The organism is Paenalcaligenes sp., from assembly GCF_030152715.1.
GTDB lineage: Bacteria > Pseudomonadota > Gammaproteobacteria > Burkholderiales > Burkholderiaceae_B > Paenalcaligenes > Paenalcaligenes hermetiae.
The window spans coordinates 1-16,495 of record NZ_JASLIX010000118.1 but is presented as its reverse complement, the minus strand read 5'-3'; the positions used below and the strand labels follow the sequence as shown (position 1 = coordinate 16,495).

Genomic DNA, 16,495 nt, shown 5'->3' with positions numbered 1-16,495 from the left:
CCTCACTCAGATAAGAAATCGCGAACTAAGGCCACAAAACGACGTGGCTGCTCGCTCTGCACCCAGTGTCCACAACGACCAAACAAGTGCAAGTCTGCATTGGGAACCGAATTAGCAATCAATAAACCACACTGGGGAGGAACCACCGCGTCTTCACGACCGTGTACCACAAGCGTAGGAGCGGTGATTTTTTCTAACGCGCTGGCAGGGAAACCACGAACAATGGTTGGGCCTTCCTCGTTAGGTTTGGGCAAAAGTTTACGTAACGCATCCTGAGCGCCCTCACGTGCGCTGGCTTTGTAGCGAGCCTCGACCAACGCATCGGTAATCAGACTCTTGTCGTAAGGGAAGAGCTCCATGAGCGCACGCATATTTTCCATGGAGGGCTCATAAACCCAAGCGCCACGTAGGCCGGGAGTTTGTTCAAATTCGCCTGCGGGAGTACCTAGCAATACCAGTTTATCTACACGCTCAGGCGCGAAAATAGCTAAGCCAATCGCAACAGCGCCACCAAAAGAGTTACCAATAAAGGAGGCCTTTTCGATGTCCAGCGCATCCATGATGCCAATCAAATGGTTAACCCATAGCTTGATGTCGTATTTTGTACCTTCTTTGAACTCGGTAAAGCCAAAACCAGCGATATCAGGCACGATGACACGCCATTTATCAGAAAACTCGGGCATGGTTTTTGCCCAGTTCGTCCAGCCAGATACACCTGGGCCAGAACCGTGTAGTAAGAACAGGGGAGCACCCTCGCCTGCTTCGTGATAATTGGTTTGATGGCCTGCTGCAAGTAGAGTCTTTCCTACGCCTTCCATTTGACCTCCGATATTTTTAAGATACAGATACGTATGTGTATTTTAAGGACTCAGGTTTACACCTAAAACTATGGTTAATACCTATATATAACGAACTTCAATTACCTATATTACACAAGAAAAACAAAACATGCACTACTGTATGTTCAACAAATGAACAGGGTTTATACGTACAATAGTGTCATTTTTAGCAGAAATTGAATATGATTAAACACCAAACCAAATCCTGTTTGGTCTTGATAAATCAATAACGAAAGAATTAACTCTGACTATGTCGACTCGCCCTACCCTTACCCGGGAAGACTGGATCCAAGCCGCTCAGCGCATGCTTATCAAAGGCGGCATTGATACCGTACGTATTGATAACCTTGCCAAAGAGCTCAATATTACCCGCGGCAGCTTCTATTATCATTTCAAAAGCCGCGAGGATCTTCTACAAAGTCTGTTGATCAATTGGCGCGCTCGCGCTACAGAAAACATCATTCAACAGCTAGGTAGCTCGCCGTATTCCCCCAGCGAGCGTCTCCAACAGCTTTTAAGCTTACCTTTTCGCGGAAATGCCGCTCGCGAAGCCGCCGCATTTGAGATTGGTATTCGGGGATGGGCCAGACGCGACCCACTCGCTAGACAAGCCATGGACGAAGTCGATAGCCATCGCTTGCGCTATATAGAAAGCGTACTCAAACAGATGGGATACAAAGACCAACAGGCTCATGACACAGCCTCGCTGATCTATGCATATCAACTAAGTATTTCCATTGTGCTGCCCAACCTGCCGACCGCTGAACGTTTTGAGCAACATCAGCGCATTATTCAGCAATGGCTCAATGTTCCTACTGACTAATCCAATACTATAGCGCCGTCTGCGTCAGCAGCTTGCTGACGCATAAAAGCTTTTAACGTTGCTCTAAAAGCGTGAGCATGCGGTGAATCACTATCACTACGCCAACTACAAACTACTGGTATAGGCTCAACCTCGACCAAGCAGGGCAAAGCACACAACTCTTTTTTCTGAATCGCCCCTGTGAACCATAAACGCGGCACAAAAGCCGTGCCTGCTTTGTGACGTACAAACTGTTCTATTGCATCTCTGCCAACAAGCTGGTGCACAATACCGTTCTGTATTTTTTCTTTTTTAAGCAACGAGCGTAAAACAAGATCCAGGGGTGACTGTGGCTGTGTGGTAATCAACGCCCCCTGTCGCACCACTTCATCCAAGCTAATAGCTAAGGGTAATTGTGCAGGCGGCAAAGCCACCCACGCCATGGGCAACCGTGCCACGACCATGTTGCGCAACCCTCGCTGCCGCTCCAAGGCCGCAAAACTCACTATCATATCCACAGCTCCAGCCTGTAGCTGCTGATGCAGAAAAGCCGTACTGCCTAAAGAGACTTGTATCTGGGTTAAAGGGTGCAAGCTTGCCAAAAAAGGCAAAAATGTCGGCAACCAAACTGTAGCTAGCTCTTGTTTTATCCCTATTTTTAGCGTTTCTGCTCCTAACGGTTTTTGCTCAGCAACAACTTGCCTTAGCTCTGATTCGGTAGCTAACAGCTGCTTGGCATACATCAGTAGCATTTGACCCGCTGGAGTTAAGCGGCTGTCTCGAGCTGTACGTTCAAATAAGGTTTGCCCTAAGTCCGCCTCTAGGGTTGCTATGCGCCCAGATATCGCTGCCTGAGTTAAACCCAGCTCAGTAGCGGCCGCTCTAAAGCTTCCTAAACGCGCAATCACCAAAAAAGTATCTAAAAATCGTAAATTCATTGCCTTATCCTAGGGCTTTTCCCCAGAGCTTTTTTGCTTTGATTCGAGCTAACATCAATTGGCCGAATGGCGCACACAACATATCCACACAATATAAGCTGAAAAAAGGAGACAATCCATGCAGCATATCCGTATCCAACCTGGGAAACCGTTAGCCGAACAAGCAGAAATCGGTCATAACCGCTGGCACCCCGATATCCCCGAACTCACCAGCGTTAAGCCCGGAGAGGAAATCATACTGGAATGTTTAGACTTTCTGGATGCTCAAATTAAAGATAACGATAGCGCCAATGATGTCCGAGACGTGGACCTAACGCGCGCGCACCCTCTTACCGGCCCTGTTCACGTCGAGGGTGCTGAGCCTGGCGATATTCTCGTCGTTGACCTACTAGATATTAACTATGTCACCCCCATTGGCTTTTCTGGTGTTTTTTCCAAAGAAAACGGGGGGTCTTTTCTCGTTGATCACTTTCCTGAAGCCGATAAGGCAATCTGGGATCTCAGAGGAAAATTCGCTACCTCTCGCCATATCCCCGGCGTACGCATTGGTGCTATGCTTCACCCAGGCCTAATCGGTACCCTACCTTCACACGAGCTGCTCCAAGAGTGGAATCGACGCGAAGACGTACTCGTAAAAAAAGGGCAAGCCAACCCCCCTCATAAAGACACCGCTGTTTTACGCGGGGTATCTGGGGCTGAGTTTGACCGTATGGCAAGCGAAGCGGCACGTACCGTACCTCCACGTGAGCACGGTGGCAACCTCGATATCAAAAACCTCACTGTCGGCACCCGCATTTATTTTCCTGTGTATGTCAAAGGCGCAGGGCTATCTTTAGGGGACCTGCATTTTTCCCAAGGCGATGGGGAAATTTCCTTCTGTGGAGCCATTGAAATGGATGGCGCTGCCCATTTAGGCTTTGACCTCATTAAGGGCGGCATGGCCAAATACGGCATCACCTCTCCCATTTACGTTCCTGGTCGCCACGATGTGCGTTACGACGAATGGCTCACCTTCACTGGCATCAGTGTTGAAAACGAGGTGAACCACTACCTCGACGCGACAGTTGCTTATCGCCAAGCTTGTTTAGCCGCTATTGACTACATCACACGGGTGACGGACCTAAACGCAAGCCAAGCCTATATGCTGCTTACCGCCGCTCCCGTCGAAGGGCGTTACGGCGGTGTAGTAGATGTCCCCAACGCTTCGGCCTCCTTAGCATTGCCTACTGGTATTTTCGACACCGACATCTTGCCTCAAGGAGCCCTTAACGACGCGGCACATTTTGGTCGCCCCGGGGTTCGCTGCACATTAAGCTAATGATCACGCATGCCTAGGTCTAGCACCTAGGCACCTTCAACGAGAATATCTTTATGCCTATTTACGATTACACCTGCTCCTCTTGTCACGCTGTAACCACACGCTTTTTACCCGTAGCCAAACGACATAGCCCAGGCCCCTGTGCGCACTGCGATAACGACGCCCTACAAATTCAAATCAGTGCCCCTCGTAGCCTTTATATTAAAGGCAGTCCTCAGCGCGCACTCACGCCACAGCAACAGCTCGCCGGTGTTAATGTCGAAGGTCCTGGCACCCAAAAAGGCATTCGCAGCTCGGTGTTGCATAACTGCAAAGGCCCCAGCTGTTCCGTTTGTGCTGCCGCGTAATTTTTTTTACGTTTAAATCACGTATCATAAAAGCACCTACCGTTTTTATTGGTGCTCGTCTATGTCATTTCAGGCCATTATCTTTGACTGCGATGGGGTGCTCGTCGACAGCGAGCCCATTCGTTTAAATCTATTACGTAAAATGCTAGCAGATCTGGGGTGGACGCTCAGCTACGCAGAATGCCAACATCTATTTTTAGGTAAATCCACCCAAGAAGAAATCGACTACATTCAACAACACTTAGGGCAAAAGCTAGATGCAGAATGGATAATGGCTTATACCTTGCGCCGTAATCAAGCGCTACGCCAGCAAGTTATTGCTGTTCCCGGTATTCACTCCTGCTTGCAAATATTAAAAAAGCACTGGCCTGAGCACCTCGCTTGTGCTTCAGCAGCAGAAAAATCAAAAATTCTGCTACAACTGGATAAGGTTGGGTTAAGTTGCTATTTTCAAGGAAAAATCTTTAGCGGGGTCGATACCCCTCGCAATAAACCCTACCCCGATGTGTACCTACGCGCTGCCGAGGTTATGCATACGCCCGCTACCGCGTGCGCCATCATTGAAGATAGTGTGACAGGCATTACGGCTGGTGTGGCCGCCGGAGCCACGGTCTTTGCTTACTGCCCGTCATCAGAAAACCCACACCCTTTACTCGAAGCCGGAGCACACTATACGTTTAGCCAAATGCAACAATTACCCGACTTATTGCTTAGGTGCACTAGCAAAAATGATTGATTAGCGATTAAAATTCGCACCATTGGTGCAGCGCACCGTATTTTTAATCAGCTCACGCAACCAACCGCGTGGGCTTTTTTACTACTTCTACGGATCAATAATGCGACAGGGCTCTTTTCATTATCCATGGTTTAAACGCGAGGATACCGATGCGTTTTTTGCCTTATTCCAAAACAATATAGCCAACTTCATTGTGATTGCGCTGGCCATGTTAGGCATGGGATTTAGCCAAGACATCGTTTTTGGTAAGGTCCTGCCCGGTGCCGCGATAGCGGTGATGACCGGTAACTTTTACTACGCATATATGGCAAAGCGGCTGGCTACGCGTGAGCAGCGTGCCGATGTCACAGCCCTGTCTTATGGCATTAGCACTCCTGTTATGTTTGTGTTTTTATTTGGTGTATTACTGCCCGCTAAAAACATCACCGGAGATGCAGATCTTGCATGGAAAATCGCCGCTGGGGCCTGCTTTTTAAGTGGTCTAATCGAGGTTCTCGTATCTTTTACTGGCCGCTGGATGCAACGTAACCTACCACGTGCCGCTATGCTAGGGGCTGTTGCTGGTGTAGCCATCACCTTTATTGGTGGTGAGATGCTCTTTAAAACCTTTGAAATGCCTATTTTAGGCTTGGTAGTGCTTGGCATTATTATTGTGGGGATTATTGGTCGGGTCGTCATGCCTTTTCGCTTATCTCCCACATTTTTTGCCATTCTAATCGGTACAATTTTAGCTTATACCCTACGCCAATCCGACCCACAAAACATTCAAAATGGGCTTAGCCACTTAGGTTTTTATCCCCCGCTTTTGACCACTGCCGCTTTTGATGGAATGGGTTTATTATTTACCACCATGGTTGGGGTATTAACGGTGGTATTACCCATTACCTTGTATAACGCCATTGAGACCATGAACAACGTTGAAGCCATGAAAGTCTTAGGCGATGAATACGACGTACGGGAATGCCAAGCGGTGGATGGCGTTGGGACCATGCTTGGTGCTTTGTTTGGCGGTCTATTTCCCACAACAGTCTATATTGCTTCGGCTAGCTCTAAATGGATGGGTGCAGGGCGCGGATACAGTATTGCAAATGGTGTGGTTTATATTTTAGCGACGACCTGTGGGCTTATTGCGGCAATGGCCGCGATCATCCCTGTTGCTGTGGTTTCCCCTATTTTGGTTTTTGTGGGGATTTCAATGGTAGCGACAGCTTACCAAGCAAACGCCAAACGCTATTACCCAGCAGTAGCCATAGCAATGCTGCCCTACTTTGGTAACTATCTGATGACGCGATTCGGCAATAAAGCAGGAGAAGTCGTAGAGGGGATCTCAAGCGGCATTATTCCACTGGGCCAAGGTGCTATGTTTACGGCCATGATGTTTGGGGCGATGACAGTATGTGTGATTGATCACAATTTCCGTCGAGCTGCTGTCTTTAGTTTTATTACTGCCTTTTTAGCCTTTATTGGTTTAATACATGCCCCTAGCTTGGGGTGGAACGCAGCCCCAGAATTCAGCTTAGGCTATGTTATTCTCGGCTTATTTTTCTTATACTTTACTTTGGTAAAGCCCACTATTCTGCCCGCACCACCGGCTTTATTTAGCTTACGCAGTGACGACGACCAACCACAAAGCCGTCCTCGCTAACGTGTCATTAAAGGTCGTTTTTTAACGACCTTTTTGTTTTCCTACCTATCTGCCTTATAGTCATAAGAACTAAACTAACGGGAGAGATCATGCTTAGCCCCGCCGTACTCATCGTCCTGATTTTGCTTATCACCATTGGGTTATTTCTGTTTGGTCGCTGGCGGCACGATATTGTAGCCATTATTGCCCTCTTGTTATGTACGTTCTTAGGCCTGGTTGACCCCAAAGACACCTTTATGGGGTTTAGTCACCCAGCGGTAGTCACGGTTGCTTGTATTTTGATTCTCAGCTACGCGTTGCAGCAAACAGGGGTTGTCGATGCTCTAGCTCACCGTGTGCTCCCTAAAAAAGGCTCGCCCACCATTGCCTTGCTGACGCTTACAGCTTTAGGCGCTTTTTTATCAGGCTTTATGAATAATGTAGGTGCTCTGGCCTTACTCATGCCGGTGGCTCTACAGATGGCCAATCGTTATCAATTAGCGCCCGGCCAAGTCCTGATGCCACTGGCTTATGGCACGATTTTAGGCGGGCTAACAACTTTGATTGGTACCCCCTCTAACTTGATCGTCTCTAGCTTTCGTACTCAAACTTCGGGCTCAGGCTTCCATATGTTTGACTTTAGCCCCGTTGGCGTAAGCGTAGCCATCATTGGTATTTTATTTATTTGTCTGCTCGGTTGGCGCTTCATTCCGGTACGAGAGCGCGCGGGCAAAGATTCTTTTGATACCGGCGCGTATCTTACCGAGGCCCGTGTCCCCGCCGAAAGTAAAGCCATAGGGATGCGTCTGGGCGAAGTCCAGTCCACGCTAGATCAAACAGATAGCCAAATTCTGGGTTTAATTCGTAAAGACATTCGTCTCAATGCCCCCAACCCAGCACTAAGCCTAGTAGAAAATGATGTACTTCTTATCGAAGCCGATCCAGAAGCCTTAGCCAAAAATCTCGATGTGCTAGGCCTCGTATTTAATGAGGACAAAGCCCCCTCCACCCCTCCCGAGGAGCTACCCGCGGCACAAGCCACCGAAGCGAAAACATCAGCCAATGGCGATAAAACTAAAGAGAAAAAAGAAAAAGGCAGTTATTCCAATGAGCTCTCTGAGCTCGCTATTTTGCCAGGGTCTCCGCTTATTGGACGTAGTGCCGCTGACTTACGTCTGCGCTCTTTATATCGAATTAACTTACTCGCTATTTCTCGTCAGGGTACTCGCTCTAGAACGCGTCTTAAACAAACCCCCTTACGCATTGGGGATGTGCTGCTCTTACAAGGCGCAGCCGAAAATGTGGCCGATTTTGCCTCGGTAGGCGGATGCGCTCCCCTCGCAACCCGTCCTTTACGCGTTCCCGATCGCCAAAAAATGCTGCTATCGGCTGGTATTATGCTGTTGAGTGTCATACTCGCCGCCACAGGGCTGGCTTCGGCTGCAGTAAGTTTTATGTTTGGTGTGCTCTTACTGTTACTGCTTAATGTGATTGCGATCCGCAATGTTTACCAAGCGGTAGACTGGTCAGTGATCGTTTTACTTGCCGCGCTGATTCCTGTCGCACAAGCCATGGAAAGCACCGGAGCCGCCGCATCGATTGCTACATTTTTATTAGATTATGTCGCACAGGGTAATACCATGTGGGCGCTTGTGCTTATTATGGTGGCCACCATGGGGCTATCTGATCTTATGAATAATGCCGCTACCGCTGCCGTCATGAGTCCTGTGGCCATTGGCACAGCGCAACAATTAAGCGTCAACCCCGATACCTTTTTAATGGCCGTAGCCATAGGGGCCTCCTGCGCTTTTCTTACCCCCATTGGTCACCAGAACAATACGCTTATTTTAGGTCCCGGCGGTTTTAGGTTTGGAGACTACTGGCGCATGGGGCTGCCACTCGACATCTTACTTGTGGTTAGTACTATCCCTTTACTGCTCTACTTTTGGCCCCTCTAGCTGCTGCACCAGTGCCACGATGGCCTGCTCCCGACGCGCACTCGGCAAGTGACGCGGGTGCAGGGAGGACCATTCAGGGTGAGCCCGGGCTTGCTCTATGGCATCGGGCAAAGGCCCGGAGCGCCAATTAATTGGTGTGCTCTCCTCGGAAAGCGAACCACTATCTAAGGCGATCTGTGCCCGAGAGATGGCAATAGGAGCTTGCGCGGCATGCCCACGCTGCGCTAAAGCATGAATAAGCGCAATTTGGCGTAAAGCCAATACTCGAATCACACTATCGTCTACTGTGAGCTCCGTTTCGCCACGCCACTTGCCTATTAAGCGCTGCCCCCATTTATCTACCCCCTGCCAAATCCCACCCGCCGCCGCCCCAATCAATGTACCAGAGCCTAAGCTTAAACCAGCTGTTAGTAGATCAAACGTTGCTCCTGCCATCGCCCCAGCAGCTACCCCCTTCCCAACCTGAATACCGAGCTCTTTTAGCACCTCGGGATGAAATAAATCCGTTTCCCAGCGATAGCCCTCTAGAGCAATATGATCGGGCAAGTAGTCACGTGTGGTGAAATTAAAACGCCGCAACAAAGCTTTAACACAAGCTTCTTCTCGCAAGCGAATTGTTTCATGCAAGGTTTGAACATTTTGCTCCAAAAGGGCTTTTTGCGAAGGACTGGTCAAGCGCCACGCCGCCACATCCACTAAGAGCTCGGCTAACAACCGCCAAGCATCTTGCATGCGTTGTTGACGCTGCTGCGCCACATCCACACTTAAGCGCTGCAACTGCTCACTATGTGCCGCTGACACCAGCAAAGCCAGCTTTTCGTAAAGCAATGCCTCGCCATTTAACGCCGGCGCTACTGTATCAAACTCTGCTAGAGCATGTAAGCCTAAATGCGCAAGCGCCGTACGCCATTCTTCTATCCGTTGCTCAGGACTACGCGTGAAATTTAATACAGGTAATAAGGGCTTACCACACTGGGCCAACACACGTATTTCATCCTTGTGCTTAGCAAGCACAGGATCTCGTACATCAATCACATATAAACCGGCATCGCTTTGTAAAAGTTGGCGTAATACCCGAGCCTCTTGTTCAAAACGCTCATTCGCTTCCGGCGTTTGTAAGAACAAGGCAATGCGTTCGGGCTCATCCATTCGCCCTTGCTCGTTAGTTAGACGCTGCAAATAATCCAACAACGCCATACTGTCTTCCATACCCGGCGTATCAAACAGTTCGATTAATGTCTGATCAGCGATTTTTAAACGCACTCCCTCTACATGACGCGTTGTACCTGGGCTATTACGTACCTCGCCAAAATACGTATCCCGCGTCAACGTGCGCAGTAACGATGTTTTCCCCGTATTGGTGTGCCCCACCACAGCAAGTTTTAAAGGAGCAAGAGTGGTTTCGATCATGATGAGCTTAACTCGAAAAGCAACGGTTCTGAATGAGTATAAATAGCATAAAAACCCGCTTTCTTTAATCGTTCATACCACGACTCGCGTCGATCAGGCTTTTCGCCATGTTGATTGTCTTTAGCATTTAATAAATAAATAGAGCAATAATCCGCATACGTAGCTAGCTCTGCTAACCATGCCACTACCCCCCGATCTGGCGTTTGCTCCGCATCCACACACAATACTAAATGCGTTACCGGGTGCTGAACTAGTGCTGTTAATAACTGATGGCGCTGCTCACGGCTATCCACCACTCCCTCGTCTCGCCACCTATCGGGCAACATAAAAGGAGGCCAAACCTGATCGGATGGTAACTCGATTCCTATCACTGCCGTCGGTGCAAGCAAAGCGGGGCGTTCTTGCACCACCTGAGCCTGCGGGACCTGATCCTCACCAGCTATCGCATCCACACCCACATATTCCGTTTGCGGTTGCAAGCGAGGCTTAAGCTCTGTAATCCCTGGTAACGCACCTAGCTCAGATCTTCGCCGCTGTGCGCGCCAAAGCATAAATATGCAGACAAACAACGCCATCAATCGAGGCAACATGCCATATACCACCAAGCAGCCTAACAGCCACTGGGACCATTGCACCTGTGCGCTCATAGGTAAAAGCGTACTGCCATCACTTTGAGCAATCACCGCCATTTCTGGCATAGCAAAGCCTAACTGCTGCGGCAACCACCCAACCAGCTGCACCCACGCCACAAAATGGCTCGGGGTCAGCAATGTTGTCTCCCAAGCAAAGCTATACCGTTTTGCGGTAAGCAAAAGTACCAGCATGACCGCCGCCGCAAGCAACGCTAGCAGCCACAAAACATGGTTGAGTAAGCCAAAACGCCAACGTAATGAGGCTTGTTGCCCCCATAAGCTGAGTAAAGCACGTAACATCAGAGCTTGATCCGGCCCGCGAACAAAACGCTGACTTAACCACATGGTGATATGCCCCACCACAAAGCCGCGCCCCTCTTGGTGTGGCTGCCACCAAAACGAAACGAGCCAGAGTAACAAACTCAAGCTTGGCGCCCCTAATAAGGCTACCCAAGCCAATAAAATATTCACAGAGCCATGAGGACGACTCAAAGCACCAGCCGCCATCCCTAGGCCGAGCAATATAAATATCACGCCTAAAACTAACACACAGCCACGTAACCAGCGTAATACCTGCTGCTGAACCAACAACCAACCTAAACGTTCCCCTAAATAGCACGCACGACGCAAAACCCGCTGTGTAAAATCACCGCCCGCCGCCACCACGCGGCGCACCTCTGCTGTGTCCTCTATCGGCCCCCACTGACTTTCCTTTAAGCGAAGGGCCTCTGCAAGCCAATAGGCGGAAGAAACATCAACGTCTTTCATCGCTACAGCAAAACCGGCGCATTCGACAGCACATCTGCTGTGTGATCACCCTCGGGGGCATGCTTTTGTAAGATTTGCTCTATATCATCTACAGCCGCTAATAAGCCCTCTATGTAATCCCCTTTAGCCAAACGCGCTTGCAAACGCACACAGACTTGCTGCCATTGGGCTGAACTTGCTGTAATACCTCGGTCTGCAATGATTTCTATGGCTCGTTGATCTAAGGCTAAATACAGCAATACCCCACTATTAAGCGGAGTATCCCATACGCGTAAACGGCCATAGACTTCCAATGCTCGATAATGTGGATGCTTTTCATGTTTAGGCATCACAGCCTCAACCGCCAAAACTAGCTCACCCGTATGTGTGCTTTCACTCTGCTTAATACGCTCTGCCACATGAGCCAGTACTTCCTCATCAAAATGACGACGTCGTAGCCATTGGCCTTCAAGAGCAGCAATACCGGTAATTTGTTTGATTTTTTTCATATCCGCTCCCTACCAGCTTCCTGAGGCACCGCCGCCGCCGCTACTACCACCGCCGCCGCCACCAAAGCCGCTACCCCCACCAAAACCGCCACCGCCGCCACCGCCAAATCCCCCACCAAAGCCACCACCTAAACCACCAATTGCGGCGCCTCGGCGTGAGGCTCGCCCTGAGTTACCTCTTCCTCCGGCACCAAATGCTTTACCAATAAGAGATAAAACAAACGCTACCACAGCGCCTACCAGCGCCAAAGGCACACTCCAAAATACAAAGAAGCTAAATAAGCCAATAATTAAGGCCGCCGCCACTGGTGGCAACACAAAAGAAAAAAATGCCAATGGCAATAAAATAGCAATCGGGCCTTCCTCGTCAGTATCTACCTGACTGGATTTGATAGGCGGAGGAAGCGGTTCTCCTTCGACCAGACCCATGAGTTTTTCTACACCGGCATTAATACCCCCGACATAATCCCCCTGTGTAAAAGCGGGGGTAATAAACTCACGAATAATACGGCCCGCCTGTAAGTCTGTCACCGCGCCCTCGAGCCCATAGCCCACCTCAATACGTAAGCGCCTATCGTCTTTAGCGACCACGAGCAAAATGCCATCATCCACTTTTTTACGACCAACTTTCCATTGGTCATAAACCCGACGGGTGTAAGAGTCAATGCCCTCCGTACCAGTGGTTGACACCACCAACACAAAAATCTGCGCCCCTTTACTTTGTTCAAAAGCTTGGAGCCGCTGTGTCAGGGCTTGTTTTTGTGCAGAATTAAATGTGCCCGTGGTATCGACTAACCAACTATCAAGTTTAGGAATAGGCTGGTCTTTAGCCCAAGCTGGCCACGCCATACTCAGTAACGCCACTAACCATATACTCACCAGCCCTCGCCAAAAGGGCTGTCGCTCAAAAGCCAAAACCATAACTATTCCTTTTCCCTATTAGTTTGTCGCCCCAGCAGGTAAATCAAAACGCACCTCTGGGTTACGCGTGATTTCGTCCTGACGATCTACACCGTAGTTCTCTTTGACCTTATAACCAAAAACCTTAGCTGTAATTACCGTAGGGAACTGGCGAATGTATAAATTATATTCTTGGACCGCCTGTACAAACCGACCTCGCTCGGTCGCGATTCGGTTCTCTGTACCCTCGAGCTGTGTCATAAGATCACGGACTAAGCCATCGCTTTTAAGCTGAGGATAGTTTTCTGCCACCGCCATTAAACGTGATAAAGCCGAAGAGAGCTGGCCTTGGGCTTGGGAGAATTTTGCCATGAGCTCTGGGTTATCCAAATCATCGACTTTTAAATGAATTTGCCCAACCTTGGCTCGAGCTTCTGTCACATCAGTCAATACCGTACGCTCATTAATCATATATGCATTGACTGAACTCACAAGCTTGGGCACCAAATCCGCACGACGCTCATATTGGTTTAAGGTCTGCGACCAAGCCGCCTTAACTTGCTCATCTAAACGTTGAATTTCATTATAGCCACAGCCACTTAACACCAATGCAACTAGGCTCAACAACAACCATCGTAAATACTGTTTCATTTTTTTCGCCTCAAAATCAAAGCACAAAATAGCTCAATCTTCGCTTAGGTTATACGGGCTCTGTGTCGGCGGCAAGCCAAAAAAAGTGAATAAACATTGTTTTTATGTCCTCCACTTACCTTTATCGTTATAATAAAAAACTCACGTAGCACGCCAATCGTTGCGTTTTCATTTCTACGCAGGCCTTCCTGCGATGGCATATTCGCCTTCAACCTCATTCTGTCAGCCTAGATTGGTATTACGATGACGTAATAGGCTAGTCGCTGGAAATACCTTGAATACCTCTATTACTTTTGCCGCATTATCATTGGCAGACCCCTTATTGCGTGCGATTCGCGATACGGGTTACGATGCCCCCACTCCTATCCAAGCCCAAGCCATCCCACATGTGCTACAAGGCAAAGACGTGCTTGCTGCCGCCCAAACCGGCACCGGCAAAACGGCTGGTTTTACCCTGCCTATTTTGCACCACATCCTAACGCAGCCGCGCCCCACTCAACAGGCAGGCAGCCCTCGAGCATTGATTTTGACACCTACGCGTGAGCTCGCCGCCCAAGTAGAAGCTTCGGTGCGTCTCTACAGTCAATACACACGTATCCGCTCTTTGGTGTTATTTGGTGGCGTCAATATTAATCCACAAATACAAGCGTTAAAAAAACCTATCGATATTGTGGTCGCCACACCTGGTCGTCTTTTAGATCATTTAGGACAAAAAACCATCCAACTCAAAGATGTGGAAACCGTCGTACTGGACGAGGCCGATCGTATGTTAGATATGGGCTTTATTCGGGATATTCGACGCATCCTGAAACTCATCCCCAGTCAGCGTCAAACTCTGCTCTTTTCTGCTACCTTTTCCGATGAGATTCGAGATCTGGCACGTAATGCCCTACATGACCCTGTCGAGATTTCCGTTGCCCCACGCAACACAACATCGGAACTCATTTGCCAACAAGTGGTTTTTACCGAACAACGCCACAAGCGCGAACTGGTCAGCCATATCATTCGCCAAAGCGGCTGGCATCAGGTTTTGGTTTTTTGTCGCACCAAACACGGAGCAAATCGCCTTGCGGAAAAATTAAGTAAAGACGGTCTTAGCGCCGCCGCCTTACATGGCAACAAAAGCCAAGCGGCGCGCACACGCGCTTTAGCAGGATTTAAATCCGGAAAAATTGCAGTACTTGTAGCCACTGACATCGCAGCTCGCGGGTTAGATATTGAGCAGCTCCCCTATGTGATTAATTTTGAGCTACCCCAAGTTGCAGAGGATTATGTGCACCGTATTGGCCGTACCGGTCGAGCTGGTAGCGAAGGGCGAGCCATTTCACTGGTAGATCCATCAGAAAACCGTTTGCTTAAAGCAATCGAGCGCCTGATTCAACGTACTATTGAGCCCATCACCATCGAGGGCTTTACTCCTCCCGACTTGCCCGAGCCCCCTGTTAACCGTCCCCCCGCACGTAATAACCCCCGTGCCAAAACATCAACCACCAAGCGCCGCCCCCGCAAACGCACACCAGCAGCTAAACGCAGCTCTGGTACAGCGCCAATCAATCTAAAATAACAACTAAACATACAGAACTGTTTGTTTATTTCCGTATAATCCATAACCTTGGGCTATGATACAGACATAGCCCGAACAGTTCTGTTTGGCCAGTGCCAATTCACCTACTAATAAGATAAGGAGAGATGGATGACAACCCTATTTGATCCTAAAAAAACAGCGATCTTATCGCTACACATGGTCAACGATATTGCCTCCCCAAAAGGTAAGTTTGGTCCGATGTTTGGTGAGCAAGTCGTTGCTCGAGATGTTGCCAATCAAGGAAAAGCCTTAGTGGAGTACGCTCGTTCGCAACAGATCCCCGTTATCCACGTAGCCGTACGCTTTCAGCCTGGACACACGGATCTGGTAGCAAACTCACCTTTGCTTACTATTGTTAAAGAGATGGACGCTTTAGTAGAAGGCACATGGGGTGCTGATTTTATTGATGAAATTCAACCCCTAGATGGGGAAACCATCATCACACATCAACGTGTGGGTGCTTTTCAAGATAGTCAACTTCATCAAAGCCTCCAGCAAAAAGGCATCGAACATTTGATTTTATTTGGTGTTGTCACCAACAACATCGTCGAACACACAGCTCGTAATGGGGTAGACTACGGTTATTACGTCACAGTGGTAGAAGACTGCTGCGCCGCCCCCACCCTAGCGGTTCACCAAGCCTCTATAGAAAACATGCGCCTCGTCGCAGATATCAAAACCCTCGCCGAGATCACTTCCTCTTAACCCTCTAAGGCCCGTAAGATTCCCTAACGGGCTGCTATCTTTTCACCTCATGGTAAGTAGGCGCTAACCATAACAAAACACCATCTCGCTTAGTTTTTCTTATACGACGGAACATTGTATCCAAACCCAATATCAGGGAAAATAACTCTATTCTTATTATCTAAAGCGGCCTTATATCGCCGCCATTTTTTTCTACACAACTCATGTCCAACATCGCTAAAGAAGTCGCCAAGCGTCGTACCTTTGCTATTATTTCTCACCCGGACGCGGGTAAAACCACCCTGACAGAAAAACTGCTCTTATTTGCGGGCGCTATCCAAATTGCTGGTAGCGTAAAATCTCGTAAATCTGATCGCCACGCCTCGTCAGACTGGATGGATATAGAAAAGCAACGGGGGATTTCTGTAGCATCGTCCGTGATGCAAATGGAATACCGTGACTGCGTGATCAACCTGCTCGATACCCCCGGACACCAAGACTTCTCCGAAGACACTTATCGCGTTCTTACCGCTGTTGATGCAGCCCTAATGGTCATTGACGCCGCCAATGGTGTGGAACCACAAACCATCCGTTTACTCCAAGTCTGTCGCGCTCGTAACACCCCGATTATTACTTTCATCAACAAATTAGACCGCGAAGTCCAAGAGCCCCTTGATTTGCTATCCGAAATCGAGGATCACCTAGGCATGGATGCCATCCCGTTTTCTTGGCCAGTGGGCATGGCAAAACGTTTTGGTGGGGTTTTTAACCTACCCAAAGACCAAATGCATGTGTTTGACAACAAAAACAAAGAT

Annotated in this window: 16 protein-coding genes; 9 read left to right on the top strand and 7 right to left on the bottom strand. The window is 49.0% G+C overall.

Annotation, left to right across the window (positions count from 1 at the left end):
• Positions 1–2: 2 nt before the first annotated feature.
• Entirely contained in the window at positions 3–818 is an 816-nt protein-coding gene (locus Q1V74_RS09585; RefSeq protein WP_260650950.1) for an alpha/beta hydrolase, read from the bottom strand.
• Between the two features lie 271 nt (positions 819–1,089).
• Between Q1V74_RS09585 and Q1V74_RS09580 the strand changes: the two genes are divergently transcribed.
• Positions 1,090–1,662 (top strand): TetR/AcrR family transcriptional regulator, encoded by a 573-nt coding sequence (locus Q1V74_RS09580; RefSeq protein WP_260650948.1) that lies wholly within the window; start codon positions 1,090–1,092, stop codon positions 1,660–1,662.
• Here Q1V74_RS09580 and Q1V74_RS09575 read toward each other — a convergent pair.
• A complete protein-coding gene (locus tag Q1V74_RS09575; RefSeq protein ID WP_300648461.1) occupies positions 1,659–2,579 on the bottom strand; it encodes a LysR family transcriptional regulator in 921 nt (306 codons plus the stop codon). The two genes, Q1V74_RS09580 and Q1V74_RS09575, sit on opposite strands and share 4 nt — an antisense overlap.
• 118 nt (positions 2,580–2,697) lie before the next feature.
• On the opposite strand from Q1V74_RS09575, the gene fmdA reads away from it, so the two are divergent.
• The 5 genes from fmdA (at position 2,698) to Q1V74_RS09550 (ending at position 8,562) form a co-directional block, all read left to right on the top strand.
• Positions 2,698–3,897 carry a formamidase gene (gene fmdA / locus Q1V74_RS09570; RefSeq protein ID WP_300648459.1) on the top strand — a complete coding sequence of 400 codons (1,200 nt, stop codon included), beginning with the start codon at positions 2,698–2,700 and terminating at the stop codon, positions 3,895–3,897.
• Between the two features lie 53 nt (positions 3,898–3,950).
• On the top strand, positions 3,951–4,244 hold the full coding sequence (locus Q1V74_RS09565) for an FmdB family zinc ribbon protein (RefSeq protein WP_300648457.1): 294 nt from the start codon (positions 3,951–3,953) through the stop codon (positions 4,242–4,244).
• A gap of 61 nt (positions 4,245–4,305) precedes the next feature.
• Complete coding sequence (locus Q1V74_RS09560) at positions 4,306–4,980, top strand: HAD family phosphatase (protein WP_300648455.1); 675 nt, start codon at positions 4,306–4,308, stop codon at positions 4,978–4,980.
• Positions 4,981–5,080: 100 nt separating this feature from the next.
• A complete protein-coding gene (locus Q1V74_RS09555) occupies positions 5,081–6,625 on the top strand; it encodes a hypothetical protein (protein WP_300648453.1) in 1,545 nt (514 codons plus the stop codon).
• Positions 6,626–6,714: 89 nt separating this feature from the next.
• Positions 6,715–8,562, top strand: coding sequence for an SLC13 family permease (locus Q1V74_RS09550; RefSeq protein WP_300648451.1), 1,848 nt, complete (start codon positions 6,715–6,717; stop codon positions 8,560–8,562).
• Here the strand turns inward: Q1V74_RS09550 and Q1V74_RS09545 are convergent.
• Genes Q1V74_RS09545 through Q1V74_RS09525 form a run of 5 tightly spaced genes read right to left on the bottom strand, consistent with a single transcriptional unit; the run spans position 8,536 to position 13,411 of the window.
• On the bottom strand, positions 8,536–9,972 hold the full coding sequence (locus tag Q1V74_RS09545; RefSeq protein ID WP_300648449.1) for a GTPase/DUF3482 domain-containing protein: 1,437 nt from the start codon (positions 9,970–9,972) through the stop codon (positions 8,536–8,538). The two genes, Q1V74_RS09550 and Q1V74_RS09545, sit on opposite strands and share 27 nt — an antisense overlap.
• Entirely contained in the window at positions 9,969–11,372 is a 1,404-nt protein-coding gene (locus Q1V74_RS09540; RefSeq protein ID WP_300648447.1) for a DUF2868 domain-containing protein, read from the bottom strand. Before Q1V74_RS09540 ends, Q1V74_RS09545 begins: the two co-directional genes overlap by 4 nt.
• A 2-nt stretch (positions 11,373–11,374) precedes the next feature.
• Positions 11,375–11,860, bottom strand: coding sequence for a TPM domain-containing protein (locus Q1V74_RS09535; RefSeq protein WP_300648445.1), 486 nt, complete (start codon positions 11,858–11,860; stop codon positions 11,375–11,377).
• A 9-nt stretch (positions 11,861–11,869) separates the two neighbouring features.
• The gene (locus Q1V74_RS09530; protein WP_300648443.1) at positions 11,870–12,739 is read right to left on the bottom strand and encodes a YgcG family protein; all 870 of its coding nucleotides are present in this window, start codon (positions 12,737–12,739) and stop codon (positions 11,870–11,872) included.
• 60 nt (positions 12,740–12,799) lie between these two features.
• Positions 12,800–13,411 (bottom strand): LemA family protein, encoded by a 612-nt coding sequence (locus Q1V74_RS09525; protein ID WP_260651033.1) that lies wholly within the window; start codon positions 13,409–13,411, stop codon positions 12,800–12,802.
• A 274-nt stretch (positions 13,412–13,685) separates the two neighbouring features.
• Between Q1V74_RS09525 and Q1V74_RS09520 the strand changes: the two genes are divergently transcribed.
• The 3 genes from Q1V74_RS09520 to Q1V74_RS09510 all read left to right on the top strand — a co-directional run.
• Positions 13,686–14,975, top strand: coding sequence for a DEAD/DEAH box helicase (locus Q1V74_RS09520; protein WP_300648440.1), 1,290 nt, complete (start codon positions 13,686–13,688; stop codon positions 14,973–14,975).
• A 129-nt stretch (positions 14,976–15,104) separates the two neighbouring features.
• Positions 15,105–15,701: an isochorismatase family cysteine hydrolase gene (locus Q1V74_RS09515; RefSeq protein WP_300648438.1), complete on the top strand. Its 597-nt coding sequence runs from the start codon at positions 15,105–15,107 to the stop codon at positions 15,699–15,701.
• A gap of 203 nt (positions 15,702–15,904) precedes the next feature.
• On the top strand, positions 15,905–16,495 hold a 591-nt coding region (locus tag Q1V74_RS09510), incomplete at its 3' end, for a GTP-binding protein (RefSeq protein WP_300648436.1).

Coding starts and splice junctions, on each gene's coding strand:
- Q1V74_RS09550 (WP_300648451.1), top strand. CDS start 6,715: ATGCTTAGCCCCGCCGTACTCATCGTCCTGATTTTGCTTATCACCATT.
- Q1V74_RS09580 (WP_260650948.1), top strand. CDS start 1,090: ATGTCGACTCGCCCTACCCTTACCCGGGAAGACTGGATCCAAGCCGCT.
- Q1V74_RS09575 (WP_300648461.1), bottom strand. CDS start 2,579: ATGAATTTACGATTTTTAGATACTTTTTTGGTGATTGCGCGTTTAGGA.
- Q1V74_RS09545 (WP_300648449.1), bottom strand. CDS start 9,972: ATGATCGAAACCACTCTTGCTCCTTTAAAACTTGCTGTGGTGGGGCAC.
- Q1V74_RS09515 (WP_300648438.1), top strand. CDS start 15,105: ATGACAACCCTATTTGATCCTAAAAAAACAGCGATCTTATCGCTACAC.
- fmdA (WP_300648459.1), top strand. CDS start 2,698: ATGCAGCATATCCGTATCCAACCTGGGAAACCGTTAGCCGAACAAGCA.
- Q1V74_RS09565 (WP_300648457.1), top strand. CDS start 3,951: ATGCCTATTTACGATTACACCTGCTCCTCTTGTCACGCTGTAACCACA.
- Q1V74_RS09585 (WP_260650950.1), bottom strand. CDS start 818: ATGGAAGGCGTAGGAAAGACTCTACTTGCAGCAGGCCATCAAACCAAT.
- Q1V74_RS09555 (WP_300648453.1), top strand. CDS start 5,081: ATGCGACAGGGCTCTTTTCATTATCCATGGTTTAAACGCGAGGATACC.
- Q1V74_RS09525 (WP_260651033.1), bottom strand. CDS start 13,411: ATGAAACAGTATTTACGATGGTTGTTGTTGAGCCTAGTTGCATTGGTG.
- Q1V74_RS09560 (WP_300648455.1), top strand. CDS start 4,306: ATGTCATTTCAGGCCATTATCTTTGACTGCGATGGGGTGCTCGTCGAC.
- Q1V74_RS09535 (WP_300648445.1), bottom strand. CDS start 11,860: ATGAAAAAAATCAAACAAATTACCGGTATTGCTGCTCTTGAAGGCCAA.
- Q1V74_RS09540 (WP_300648447.1), bottom strand. CDS start 11,372: ATGAAAGACGTTGATGTTTCTTCCGCCTATTGGCTTGCAGAGGCCCTT.